7 protein-coding genes are annotated in these 13832 nt (G+C 67.9%); 6 read left to right on the forward strand and 1 reads right to left on the reverse strand.

Annotation, left to right across the window (positions count from 1 at the left end):
* A complete protein-coding gene (locus tag AC1DKD_RS11690; protein ID WP_441636696.1) occupies nt 1-1221 on the reverse strand; it encodes a GGDEF domain-containing protein in 1221 nt (406 codons plus the stop codon).
* Between the two features lie 969 nt (nt 1222-2190).
* On the opposite strand from AC1DKD_RS11690, the gene AC1DKD_RS11695 reads away from it, so the two are divergent.
* From AC1DKD_RS11695 to pelF, 6 genes are read left to right on the forward strand one after another with little or no spacing between them, the layout of a single operon-like run.
* Nucleotides 2191-5055 (forward strand): bifunctional glycoside hydrolase/polysaccharide deacetylase family protein, encoded by a 2865-nt coding sequence (locus AC1DKD_RS11695; RefSeq protein ID WP_477143302.1) that lies wholly within the window; start codon nt 2191-2193, stop codon nt 5053-5055.
* Nucleotides 5018-9181 (forward strand): tetratricopeptide repeat protein, encoded by a 4164-nt coding sequence (locus tag AC1DKD_RS11700; protein ID WP_477103461.1) that lies wholly within the window; start codon nt 5018-5020, stop codon nt 9179-9181. Before AC1DKD_RS11695 ends, AC1DKD_RS11700 begins: the two co-directional genes overlap by 38 nt.
* Before the next feature lie 57 nt (nt 9182-9238).
* On the forward strand, nt 9239-9796 hold the full coding sequence (locus AC1DKD_RS11705) for a penicillin-binding protein activator LpoB (RefSeq protein WP_441635484.1): 558 nt from the start codon (nt 9239-9241) through the stop codon (nt 9794-9796).
* Nucleotides 9797-9809: 13 nt separating this feature from the next.
* Nucleotides 9810-11255 carry a PelD GGDEF domain-containing protein gene (locus AC1DKD_RS11710; RefSeq protein WP_441635486.1) on the forward strand — a complete coding sequence of 482 codons (1446 nt, stop codon included), beginning with the start codon at nt 9810-9812 and terminating at the stop codon, nt 11253-11255.
* Entirely contained in the window at nt 11248-12234 is a 987-nt protein-coding gene (locus tag AC1DKD_RS11715; RefSeq protein WP_441635488.1) for a tetratricopeptide repeat protein, read from the forward strand. The genes AC1DKD_RS11710 and AC1DKD_RS11715 overlap by 8 nt, the downstream gene beginning before the upstream one ends.
* A complete protein-coding gene (gene pelF, locus AC1DKD_RS11720; protein WP_477143303.1) occupies nt 12231-13832 on the forward strand; it encodes a GT4 family glycosyltransferase PelF in 1602 nt (533 codons plus the stop codon). Before AC1DKD_RS11715 ends, pelF begins: the two co-directional genes overlap by 4 nt.

Consider the following 13832-nt stretch of genomic DNA (forward strand, 5'->3'; position numbering starts at 1 on the left):
TCAGTGGCAGGCTTCGGTTTGCGCAGGCAGGCAGAGTTCGCGCGCGGGCAGCGATTCCAGTTCCGAGGCGAGGACGACGCGGCTGCGGCCGCGCCGCTTGGCCTCATACAGCGCGCGGTCGGCGCCACCAAAGAGCTTGTCCCAGGTGGCTGTCCCGCCGCCCTGGCCGTCGCGGATCTGCGCCACGCCGATGCTGGCGCTGGCGAATCCGCCAAGCTCGTGCGGCAACGCGATGGCGCGGATGCCTCGCAGGATGCGGTTGGCCAGCAGGATGGCATCGGCTTCGGTGGTATGCGGGCAAAGCACGCAGAATTCTTCCCCGCCATAACGGCCCGCCAGGTCCGTGGCGCGGTGCGTTTCCTTCAGGACCTTGCCGATCTGCTGCAGGATGCGGTCGCCCGCCCGGTGTCCGCTGCTGTCATTGATGTGCTTGAAGCGATCGATGTCGATCACCAGGCAGCTCAGCGGATGACCGCGGCGCGTGAATTCGGCGGACAGCACCCGGGCGGCGTCATCCATGGCGCCGCGGTTCAACAGCCCGGTCAACGGATCGAGGCGCGCCTGCTTTTCCTGTTCGGCCAGCATCCCCTCCATGGTCATTAGCGTAAAGCCAGCCAGGCCGGCGAGGATTGCCACGAAGGCAGGCAGCAGGCGCAGCTGGAACAGGACCTCGGCATCCAGGCTGGACGCCGGGGCGCCCGCCTTGAGTACCGCATACAGGCCGCAGCACTGCGCCAGCCATTGCAGGCCGCACGCCGTCAGCACCAGCGGACGGCTGCGGCGGGTCAGTGCTTGCGGCCGTTGCAACAGGTAAGCGAGCGTGAAGCAGGCGGTGACGGCAGCCACCGCGTAGCCAGTGATTTCGGCCAGGCGGCTGCCGTTGCCCAGCGCGGCGGCAGCGAGCACGGCGACGATGGCGAGCGCACCGGCAGTGAGCGGGCGGGAGTCCGCCGATTGGCGGCCATCGGCCAGCAACACGCCGCGATGGATCAGCAGCTGGGCGGCCACGCCAAACAGCGGCGCCAGCAGCAGGAACCAGGCAGGCCCGCCGCGGGCATCGATGACCAGCAGGCCCGCGGCGCAGGCGAACACCTGTCCCGCACCCCAGGCGCGGCCGGCCGCGCTCTGGCGCAGGGCCATCATCAGGGCCGCGAGGATGCATTGCGTGGCGGTGAACAGGACAAGCAATGCCATCACGGCAGTGCCCTCATCTGACTGCATGAGAATCCCCATCGAGTTCGGCGCGCGGTCGATGCGCCGGAGTTTGCCTTCGAAGGTGGGTTCGCGCGTGTTGCGTGGAGCCCGTCTGTGCGCCCTGGCTGGGTTGCGACATTCCCGAATGCGGCGTGCCGCCGGCGCATGTCCGGTGTGGTCTTGCCGAGGTGAATATGTTCTTCTGTTTGAAAAAATTCTACACAGCGAAGCGCCGCAAATGCCTTGTTTTCACCGCGTGTGACAATTGTTAACATTGGCCCCGAGGCGCGTGATCTAAGATTCCCTTGGCGGTTGCGCCGGACGGGCGGTATGCGTTGTATTACGGCCCTGGCCATGGCGGCGCGACGCGTGGCTATTGGTCACCGCTGACTCGTCAGCGCCGAATTTCCGGCACGTACTGCGATATGTTTTCTTTGCAGAAAATGCCAAAAATGCCCTAAATATCCACTTTGTAATAATCTTCACCGGGCGCGGTGGGCACCCTGGCGCGGCGRCTCCGCCTAAGCGTGCTGCCGTTGGCAACACCCAGGAGCGGCCAGGCTTGGCGGATTCCGTCAGTGCGCCAATCGAAGCGGTCGGAGCCAGGAATCCGGCACTATCAGGCAACTGTTGCACCTTCCCGCATTTGCCCGAGTGCTTCATCCCTAGTCCGAAATGCTTATAGGCAGGCTTACCCGCATGCCTCAGAATTCCCCCCCCGCCATAGTGCCTGATCAGGCACTTTGATAAATATCCCGCGGGGGACTGCCCGGTATTTCGGGCAGCGTGGGAAGCCGTAGATGGGAACAGCCATACCCGGAATGCATCGTCACGCGGCACCAGGCGCGAGAGCGCGTTGGCAGGCAAGCAAAGCGAGCTCTTCCGGAGCGGGACATAAAAATGAAGAAAACAGGGGGCCAACAAGTGAATTTGTTGCGAATGGACGGTGTCATGCGCCGCGTGGCTGGCTTGCGCCAAGCAAGCCGGGGTACGCCGATGACAAGAGCCTGGCTTGGCGCGCTGCTGGCCGTGATTGCTGCCTGGCTATGCCCGGCACAGGCGCAGGCGCAGACCGCGACACCCGCAGGTGTACGCGCCCCCAACATTGCCTTCCACTACGGCAGCAAGCCGCCGGTGGACTCCTTGCAAGCCTTCGATATCGCGGTGGTCGAACCCGACAGCGGCTTCGACCCGCGCACCGCCGCCACGCCCAATACGCAATGGTTCTCCTACGTCAGCATTGGCGAGGTCTATCCTTCGCGCCCCTACCTGAAGGACATCCCCAAGGCCTGGCTGACCGGCAATAACGACGCCTGGGGCGCCCGCGTGGTCGACCAGGCCGCCGAGGGCTGGCCTGCCTTCTATGTGGACAAGGTCATCACGCCGCTGTGGCAGCGCGGCTTTCGCGGCTTCTTCCTCGACACGCTTGATTCCTACCAGCTCGTTGCCAAGACCGATGCCGAACGTGCCCGCCAGGAAGCAGGCATGGTGGCGGTGATCCGCGCCATCAAGGCCCGCTATCCCGACGCCAGGCTGATCTTCAATCGCGGCTTCGAGATCCTGCCGCAAGTCAGCCAGCTGGCGTACGCGGTCGCGTTCGAGTCGCTCTACCGCGGCTGGGACCAGGCGGGCAAGCGCTACACCGAAGTCAGCGAGGCCGACCGCAACTGGCTGCTGGGCCAGGCCCGCACGATCCGGGAGCAGTACCGCTTGCCGGTGATCTCGATCGACTACTGCCCGCCCACCGACCGCAAGTGCGCGCGCGACACCGCCGCGCGGATCCGCGCGCTGGACATCATCCCCTACGTGGCCGACCCTGGCCTGCAGACGGTTGGCATCGGCAGCATCGAGGTGATGCCGCGCCGCGTGCTGGTGGTGCAGGACCGCGAGCCCGGCGTGTCGATCGACGACTCCGCCGGCGTGCGCTTCGTTTCCATGCCGCTGAACTACCTGGGCTATCGCGTCGACTTCGCCGAAGCCAGCCAACCGCTGCCCGAGATCGGCCCGGACCGCTACGCGGGCGTGGTGGTGTGGATGGCCGGCAATGTGCGCGATCAGCCCGGCCGCTTCTTCAGCTGGGTACAGCGCAATATCGACCAGGGCGTGCCGGTGGTGTTCCTGAATGACTTCGGCGCGCGCATGAACGGCTCGCTCGCCTCGAGCCTGCAGCTCAACCCGGTCAAGGGCAAGGTCGGCGTCAAGGCGGATGTGGTATCCAAGGACCCGATGATGGGCTTCGAGATGCCGGTGGCGCCGGACCGCACCCAGGCGGCGCTCGTGCAGGTCGGCGATGGCCCTGGCTATCGCTCCCTGCTGCGCCTGAATTCGGGCACGCTGACCTACGACGCCRCCGCGATTACTCCCTGGGGCGGCTATGTGCTGGGCCCCTATGCCGTGCGGCAAAGCGCCAACGACCAGGACCGCTGGGTCGTCCAGCCGCTCGCTTTCCTGCGCGAAGCGCTGCGTCTGCCCGACATGCCGGTACCGGATGTCACCACCGAGAACGGCCGGCGCCTGCTGACCATCCATGTGGACGGAGACGGTTTTGCCTCGCGCGCCGAGATCCCTGGCGGCGGCTTCTCCGGCGAAGTGCTGTTCCGCGAGATTTGGGACCGCTACCGCCTGCCGATGACGATGTCGATCATCCAGGGCGAAGTGGCCAGCGATGGCATGTATCCCAAGCTGACCGCGCAGCTGGAGCCGATCGCACGCAAGATCTTCGCGCAGCCCTATGTGGAGGTGGCCAGCCACACCTTCTCGCATCCCTTCGAGTGGGGCCGCACGGTGCCCGGTGGCGCGCATTCGGAGAACGCCACCGAAGGCGACGCAGATTTCCACCTGGCGATTCCGGGCTACACCATGGACCTCAAGCGCGAGGTCGGCGGCTCCATCGACTACATCAACCGTACGCTCGCGCCCGCCGGCAAGCCCGTCAGCATGCTGCTGTGGTCGGGCGACTGCCAGCCACCCGCCGAGGCGATCAGGCTGACCGACCAGGCCGGCGTGCTCAACATGAACGGCGGCGATACGCTGATCACGCGCAGCAACCCGACCTGGACCGCGATTTCCCCGCTTGGCATCAACAAGGCCGACGGCACCTTCCAGGTGTTCGCCCCGAACCAGAACGAGAACGTCTACACCAATCTCTGGCATGGCCCGTTCTACGGTTTCGAGCGCGTGATTGAAACCTACGAGCTGACCGACCATCCGTACCGCTTCAAGTCGGTCAACATCTACTATCACAATTACTCGGGCACCAAGGCAGCCTCGCTCAAGGCGCTGCGCAAGGTCTACGACTACGTGCAGAGCCAACCGCTGCTGCCGGTGCATGCCACCGACTACGTGCGCAAGGTGATCGACTGGCAAGGCATGGCGGTGGCGCGCGAAACCGGCGGCGACGGCAAGCAGCCCGGCGCGTGGATCGTGCGCGGCGACGGCAATCTGCGCAACGTGCGCTGGACCGGCGCGGGCGTGACCGACGTGGCGGCCTCGCAAGGCGTGACCGGCACTTCGCCGGCGCCCGGCGGCGGTGTCTACGTGCACCTGGCCGATGGCGCCTCGCGCATCGTGATGCGCGGGCCCGGCGCCGCCGCGCCCGCCGGCCCCGAGGTCGCCGAGGCCAGCGGCTTCGTGCGGAACTGGCAGCGCGCCGGCCAGGGCAGCGCACAGCAGATCCGTTTTGAGTTCAGCGGCTACACCAAGCCTTTCTTCCGTCTCGCAGGGGCGGACCGCTGCCGGGTTGCCATCGATGGCAAGCCGGTGCAGGGCGTGCGGGAGCGCGGCACGCTGCGCTTCGATACCACACCCGTTTCCCATCCCGACAATGCCAAGCAAAGCGTCGAAATCACCTGCGCCGCCTGAGCGCGAGCGGTTGTTGCAGCCAGCGTTCGTGCTGACCTTCACCGCCATGGTGGGGATCGGCCTGGCGCTGATGTTCCCGCGCGAAACCTTGCGCGAACGCCTGCTGGGTGAAGGCCGCGCGGTTGACGGCCTGAGCATGGCCTACCTGGAAGCCTGGTGGCGTGCCGCGCCGGAAGACAACGGTTTCATGGCGGTGCTGGCCGAGCAATATGCGCGTACCGGCCGCCTGGACGAGGCCGAAGCCATGCTGGCCCGGCTGGAAGCGCGCCATGCCGCCAGCCGGCAAGGGCCAGTGCGCGCGCGCGCCGCCGCCGACGCCGAACTACCCAACCAGATCCTGCGCACCCGTATCGAGATCACGCAGCAGCGCGCGTTTGCCGCGTTGCCGGACACGCCGGAGCGCAAGCAGTACATCGAACGGCTCGCCGGGTTGCTCGACCAGGCATTGCCGATGCAATGGGGGCGTACCGATCTGGAAGAGCTCGCGACCGCCGCGCGCTCGATCAACGCGCTCAAGCCGGCGCAGCATTTCTACCGCGCGCTGGCCAAGAGCGATCCCGCCCGCGCCGAGCTGTGGAGTGCGCAGGCGGCATCGGCGGCGCTGGCTGGCGGTGATTACCAGCAAGCGGCCGACGCGCTGTTCGCCGCGCAGGCACACGCCACCGATCCGACCGAGCAGCGCCGGCTGTTCCTGGCCGCGCTCAAGACGCTGCAGTCCGGCAACGAACTCGACAAGGCGCTGGCGCAGGCCGAGCAACACGGCGGCAAGCTGCTGGAAAATGCCGAGGTCCTGCGCTACCTGACCAAACTGGCGCTGGCCGCCAACCGGCCCGAGCAGGCGGCGCACTATGCGCAGCGGTTGCTGCGCCTGCCGCCGAGCATGCAGCCTGCCCCGCTGGGAGCATCGCTGCAACGCGCCGAAGTGCGCCGGGTTGCCGCCGCCCAGCCCTGGGCCGCGCAGGGCGTCATTTTCCTGGACGGTCCGCGCGGGCTGGCCCTGCGCCGCGCAATGGGCGACGCCGCGATGCCGCACCTGCGCCGAGTGGCGGATTCCGCCGGCGCGGGCAAGCCTGCCGCAGTGGCTGCGCCGGCCGCACCTGCGGTGGCGCACAGCGGCGCCCCGCCCGCGGCCGAGCGCGCGTTCAACGCCGATGACTACGAACTGGCCTTCCAGGTCTTCCTGGCCGCCGGCAAGCTCGACGACGCCCAGCGCGTCGCCGAGACCGCCGTGCGGCGCCAGCCCGGCGCGCAGCGCTGGCGCGAACGCCTGGCGCAGGTCGCGGAATGGAATCGCCAGCCCGCGGTAGCGCTCAGGAGCTGGCTCGAATATGCCCAGGCCACCAACGACGAGACCGCCTGGAAGGCGGTGCTGCGCCTGGCCCCGGGACTGAGCGACGATCGCGCCTACCTGGCCGCGCTGCGCCATCGCGCCGGCAGCGGCGACCTCGCCACCATCGACCAGGTGGTCGCCACCTACGAACGGCTGGGAGAGCCAGAGCAAGGGCTGGCTTTCCTGCAAAGCCTGAGCCACGGCCCCAACGCGCGCCAGATCATGGAGCGCCAGGCGGAACTGGCAGAGCGCGCCGGCAAGGATGCCCGCGCCTACGAGCTCTACACGGAGCTGCAGCAGCGCTTTGGCCCACGTCCCCAGTACGCGCTCAAGCAGGCCAACCTGCTTTACGTGCGCGGCAAGCTGGCCGAGGCGCTGCAGGCCATGGTGCCGTCCATGCGCACCGCGCGCTCCACCGATATCGAGTACTGGCGCACCCTGACCGAACTGGCACGCCTGAACCAGCGTGGCGACTTGCTCGAACAAGGCTACCGGCAACTGATGCTGGCCATGGCCGAGTCGCATGACGATCACTGCATGGCCATGCCGCCGGGCGCCGGCCGCAACGACTGCCTGGCCGAAGTGCGCGATATCGAGGAATCGGATTTCTCGAACCTGATGGATTTCTACGACAGTTCGCCCATTGATGCAGGGCGCATTGCCGAGGCCAGCTGGCGCAAGGGCGGCAAGCTCGTGTCGCTAGAACTCGCCATCAACTACTACACCCGCGCACGGGCCTACGGCCGCGTCGCCGCCTTGCTGCAGGGCATGACCCCCGGGCAGCTGAAGCAGGCCGAGCAATCCAGCCGTTTCCTGGCCATGCGCGCCGAGTACCAGCGCGCCCGCGGCGAGCGCGAGCTGGCCCTGGCCGACCTGCGCCGTGCCGCCAGCCTGCCCGATGCTGGCAGCGAGACGCTGGCCGCGCTGATGTGGGCGCTGGTCGATCTCGGCTCGGATACCGAAGTGCGCGCCATGATGCTGCGCCTGAAGAGCGAGGCCGAGGGCAACCCGGATCTGTGGGGCGCCTTTGCCGCTGGCAGCATGCGCTTCCAGGACGGCCGCACCGCGCTGCATTACCTGCGCAAGATGGCCGACGGCAAGAACGCCGATCCGCTCTGGCTCGGGCTTGCCGCGGATGCCTACGACGCCATCGGGCAGACCAGCACTGCCTGGCGCCTGCGCCGCCAGGCCTGGGTTGACCTGCATGGCGACCGTACCGCAAGCGGGCGCCGTGCCTCGGATCCCCGCAGCATGGATCCGGCAGCCGAGGAGGAAGATGCGCAAGGCGGCCCCGCGCCTGCCGAACTGCGCCGCCAGACAGTGGCGCTTGGCCAGATCTTTGCGTCGGGGGATGTCTCGCAGCGCCTGGTGATCGAGATGCTGCGCGGCGACCGCACCGTGATGGCGGGTGCCAACGCCGCCAACTGGACCGGGCCGGCCAATCCGGCTTCGCGCCTGGGTGAGATACCCGGCTTGCCGCCGCTGGACGCCAGTGTGCCGGCGGGCATGGCCCAGCGCGAAGCGCGCCAGCAGGCGGTGGTCTCGTCCGCCGCCAAGGAAGTGGCGCTGGCGTGGGCGCTGTCGAACGAATCCAATGAACTGGCGCGTGCCTGGCTGGCACGCCAGTATGCGCGCCAGTTGCTGCGCCCGGCCTATGCCGAGATCACGCTGGCGCTGGCGAACCAGGATCTGGCCGCGCTCGACCGCGTGCTGGAGCGCCAGGCCGGCCGCATTCCGGTGGACAACCAGATCGAAGCCAACGTGCAGCTCGACCGGCTCGGCGCCGCGCAGACGCTGGCCTACGAGACGCAGGAAACCACCCGTACCGACGACGCGCTGCAGGAGACCCTGCAGGACACGCTGCTGTTCAATGCGCAGGCCATCGAGCCGCGCATGACATACCAGCGCCAGAGCCCGCTGAGTTATTTCGACTACGGCCTGGCCGGCGGCGTGCGCCTGTGGGATGGCTATGACCTGAACCTGCGCGGTGCCTGGCGCACCCAGCACAGCGTGGACCAGACGCAGCTTACCGGCGTGCCTTCGTCCGACAAGCGTGGCGAGCTGTCGCTCGGCTACCGCGACCAGCACCTGCGCTGGCGCTTCGGCGTGGGACGGCGCGACGGCCTGGATAGCGTGACCACCGCGCGATTTACCGGCGAGTGGCGCGAGGGTACCCGGCTGAACCTCACCACGCTGGCCGGCCTCAACCAGCAAGCCGACGAGTCGGCGGCGCTGCGGGTCGGCGGCGTCAAGGACGTGCTCGGACTGGGCGCGACCTACAACTTCAGCCTGCGCGAATTCGCGGGCGCGCGTATCGAGTACGACCGTTTCCGTGGCCAGGACGGCTCACAACTGGGTCACGGCCTGGTGTACGACCTGGAGCTGGGTTATCGCATCCGTACCGCTTACCCGGACTACACCGTGCGCCTGGTCGGCACCCACGCTACCTACAGCACGCGCGGCGGCACGCTCAGCAGCAAGCTGGCGACGCTGGTACCCGCCGACGACGAAGCCACGCCCGGGTTCTACATGCCGCAGGGCTTCACGCAGGCGGGCGTGACTTTCGGTTTCGGTACCGAGCTGCTCGACGACTACACGCGCAAGTGGCGGCCTTTCGCCGAGATCGGCCTGTTGCACGACACCCGTGCCGGGCAGAACTTCCGGGCCCAGCTTGGCGTGGCCGGCAAGGTGTTCGGAAACGATCACCTGTCCATGTATGTGCAGCACGAAACCGCGGCACGCAATGGCGGCACGCCGCTGACCGAAGCGGGTGTTCGCTACAAATGGCTTTTTTAATCCGGGCGGGCACACCAGTGCCGGTTCACCGTACGCAATCGAGAAGGGGAGTGAGTCATGGAGAAAACTAGCACGAAGCAGAACCGCGCGGCACGACTGCTGGGCTGGTGCGGTGCGCTGGGCGCGGCCCTTTGGCTGGCCGGATGCGCGGTGACCGACGTGGGCCGCGCCCCCGCGCTGCCTGCCGGCGAATCGCTGGCGGTCTTGCCGATCGTCAACTACACCGAGACGCCGCAAGCGGGCCTGCGCGCCGAGGCGATTGCGGAGAGCTTGCTGAAGACCGGCGGCATTGCCAACGTCAAGCGCTATCCGGCCAGCCTGAACCCGGAAACGCTGTTCGAGCCGGCCGAGCGGGAATCGGTGGGCAAGGCGCTGGAATGGGCGCGTACCCAGAAGGTGCGCTATGCCCTCACCGGCGCGGTGCAGGAATGGCGCTACAAGGTCGGCGTGGATGGCGAGCCGGCGGTGGGCATTTCCCTGCAGCTGCTCGACGTGAGCACCGGCGAGGTGGTGTGGACCGCCACCGGCAGCGACAGTGGCTGGAGCCGCGAATCGCTGTCCGGTACCGCGCAGAAGCTGCTGCGCCGCCTGCTGGCGCCGCTGCGCCAGGGTTGAGTCGCGGGAGAGCGTGATCGTGGCCAATACAGCCGACAAGATACGGGAAGGACAAGGCATCGGCGCGGGCGGCCGCTATTTGCGGTTGCTCGCGCCCGCCACGAGCGGACCGGTCTCTGCGGTCGAGCTGGTGGTGACGATGGCCCTGGCGATGGCACTGGGATACGCGGTCCTGCCCGACAACCCCCTGCTGCTCGGGCTGGGTTTCCCCTGGGCATGGCTGCTGCCGATCATACTGGCGCTGCGCTATGGCACGCTGATTGGCGTGGGTAGCGTGCTGATGATGCTGGCTGGCTGGTTCTTTTTCCACCAGGTCGGAGCGCAGCCGGGGGCATTTCCGCGCCTGTTCTTCCTGGGAGGGCTGCTGACGGTGCTGGTGGCCGGGCAGTTCGGCGATGTGTGGGGCACGCGGCTGGCGCGCGCGCGCGCCGTCAATCGCTACCTGGAAGAGCGCCTTGCCGCGCTGACCAAGAACCACTACCTGCTGCGCGTATCCCACGCGCGGCTGGAGAACGACCTGCTGGCCAGGCCCACCACGCTGCGCGATACGCTGTCGCAAATGCGTGCCGTGACGCTGGAAGATAGCGCGTCCGGCAGTGCGCTGGTTGGCGCGCGCCCCATGCTGCAAGTGGTGGCGCAGGCCTGCCAGGTGGAAGGGGCAGCGCTGTACGCGGTCGTTGGCGACAAGGTGGCGGACGAGGCCTCGGCGCAAGTTGGCCCGGCATTCGAGTTCGACGCCAACGATGCGCTGGTGCGCCATTGCCTGGAGACGCGCCAGCTGGCGCACCTGCAGGCCGGCGGGCTGTCGCGCCAGTCGCCGGATCATCCGCAGACCCGCTATGTGGCGGTGGCACCGGTGCTGTCCGGGGCCGACAAGCTGGTTGGCCTGCTGGTGGTCGAGCGCATGCCGTTCCTGTCGCTCAGCTACGAGAACCTGCAACTTCTGATGGTGCTGATGGGCTACTACGCCGATGGCGTCGAGCATGCCGCGTCCACCCGAGCCATCGAGGCGGCCGTGCCAGGCTGCCCGTACGACTTCGCGCTGGACTACGCCCGCTTGTCCCGGCTGCGCCGCGATAGCGGCATCGAAAGCACGATCGTTGCGCTGGTGTTCGACCTGGACGAGTCCCGCGATGCGCTGTTCGAGCAGGTCATCCGCAGCCGCCGCGCGCTCGACGTGGCATGGCCGCTTACCAGTGTGCACCAGCGCGCGCTGCTGACCCTGATGCCGCTGTCCGACAACGAGGCGGCCTCGGCCTACCTGGTGCGGATCGAGGACATGTTGCGAGCCCAGTTCGGCACGGATTTCGAAGCCGCGCGCATCGGCGTGCATATGCTGGCCGTGCCAGCCAGCGCACCGGTGGAGCCGCTGATCCGGCTGCTGCACCGTTGTCATGTGGATGTACACCCGGCGCCGGTACCGGTGCCCGTGGCACTGGGCGAGGCTGCCCGTGGGTAAGCTCGGCGTCGGCGGCCTCACCGCACAAATCGCAGCCCTGGCGCTGCTGGCGCGCGCCGGTACCAGCACGCCGTTGCTGCTGGCTTTCCTGCTGTCGCAGGGGATTGCCGCCGCGATGATCGCGATAGTGCTGTGGCGCCTGCTGCCTCGGCGCTTCCGCGTGCCGTTCGCGTGGAGCTACGGCTATCTGTTCGCGTTCTGCTTCCTGGTGCCGATGGCGGGTGCCATCGTCTGCCTCGGCAGCTTGCTGATCGCGCGCCTGTTCCCGGGCCCGCGCCAGACGGCCGGCATTGGCCTGGTCGGACTGCCGGTGTTCGTCACTCACCTGATCTCGCGCGTGACCCATGGCGGAGGCGCCCGCTTGCGCGCGCAGCTTGGCAATACGCGCGCGCCGCTGCCCGAGCGCATGACCGCGCTGGTGGCCATGCAATCGATGCCGGCGCGCACATCCAGCCCGGTGTTGCGCGAACTGCTGGCCGATAGCGCCGACGACGTGCGCCTGCTGGCCTACGGCATGCTGGACGGCGCCGAGAAGCAACTGACCCAGCAGATCATGGCCGAGCTGCCGCGTCTTGAAGAGGCCCTCGACGCGAGCGAGCGCGGCGAGATCAACAAGCGCCTGGCCGACCTGCACTGGGAGCTGATCTACCAGAACCTGGTGCAAGGCGACGTCTACCGCTACACCGCGGACCAGGTCGAGCGCTACGCCCGCGCCGCGCTGGAGGTGGACCCTGAACAGGCCGGGCTGTGGTACATGCGTGGCCGCCTGGCCCTGAACCGCCACGAGCCCGCGCAAGCGCGCGAGTGGCTGGAGCGGGCCGAGGCGCTGGGTTTTGCGCGAGAGCGCACGCTGCCGCTGCTGGCCGAAGCCGCCTACCTGGAGCGCGACTACGCCGCCGTGCGCACCATCCTGCTGTTGTTCGACAGCCCATCGCCGTTGCCACTGGTACGGCCCCTGCTGCGTTACTGGCAATCATGAGCAATACCCCTTCGCCCCGCGCCGACTCGGCCGATGTGGCCCTGCTGCTTGAGGGCACCTTTCCGTATGTGAGCGGCGGGGTGTCGAGCTGGGTCAACCAGATGATCCGGGCGTTCCCGGAAATCCGCTTCGCCATCGTCTTTATCGGCAGCCGCCGCGAAGACTACGGCGATATGGTCTATGCGTTGCCGGACAATGTCGTGCACCTGGAGACCCATTTCCTCTACGACTTCGCGCCGCCGCCGCTGGTGCACGGCAGCGACGGCGATCCGGATACCTTCGCCGCCTCGGCGCAACTGCACSAGGTGCTGCGCCAGCCCGGTCGCGAGCAGGAGGCCGGCGAACTGATCCGCGAGCTGATGCCCGAGCTCAATGACGGCGGCAACCTGTCGGAAGATGCATTCCTGTACAGCCGCAATGCCTGGCGCACCATCACCGAGCAATATCGCCAGTACTGCACCGATCCGTCCTTCACCGATTACTTCTGGACCGTGCGCATCATGCACAAGCCCTTGTGGCAGCTGGCGCGCATTGCCGAGGGGCTGATCCCGGCCAGGGTCTACCACACGGTTTCCACCGGCTATGCCGGCTTCCTCGGCGCCATGCTGCACTACCGCACGGGCCGGCCCTTGCTGGTGTCCGAGCACGGCATCTACACCAAGGAACGCAAGATCGACCTGTTCCAGAGCCAGTGGATCCGCGACAACCGCAACGTGTTCGAGCGCGATATCTCGCAGATCAGCTATTTCCGCGAGCTGTGGGTGCGCTTCTTCGAAACGCTGGGCCGCGTGTGCTACGACGCCGGCGACACCATCGTCGCGCTCTACGAGGGCAACCGCCAGCGCCAGGTGACCGACGGCGCCAGGGCCGAGCGCACCCGCAATATTCCCAACGGCATCAACCTGCCGCGGCTGGCCGCGCTGCGCACCCGGCGCGCGTCCGGCGTGCCGCCCGTGCTGTGCCTGATCGGGCGGGTCGTGCCGATCAAGGACATCAAGACCTTTATCCGCGCCATGCTGACCGTGGTGCGGCAGTTCCCGGATGCCGAGGGCTGGATCGCGGGACCCGAGGACGAGGATCCCGAATACGCGCGGGAATGCCGCAGCCTGGCCGAGAGCCTGGGCCTCGCCGGGAAGGTCAAATTCCTGGGTTTCCAGCGCATCGACGACCTGCTGCCCAAGGTGGGCGTGCTGGTACTCAGCTCCATCAGCGAGGCCTTGCCGCTGGCGGTGCTGGAAGGCTTCGCCGCTGGCGTGCCGTGCGTGACCACCGACGTGGGCTCGTGCCGGCAACTGATCTTCGGCCTGCCCGGCGAGGATGCCGCACTGGGCGCCGCCGGCGACGTGGTGCGCATCGCCGACCCGGCCGCGCTGGCCGAGAAGGCGATCGGCCTGCTAGGTTCCCCGCGCGCCTGGCATGCCGCGCAGCAAGCCGGCATCCAGCGCGTGGAGCGGTACTACACGCAGGAGATGATGGTGGGCAGCTACCGCGAACTGTACACGCGCCTGATGGCGCAGCCACGGGTGGCGTCCTCTGCGGGCGCGTCGCCCGCCAGGGCGGCCCAGGCCGCGGGCTGCCCCATGAAGGGAGGGCGCTGA

The sequence above is a fragment of the Cupriavidus sp. 05T313 genome, assembly GCF_056396665.1.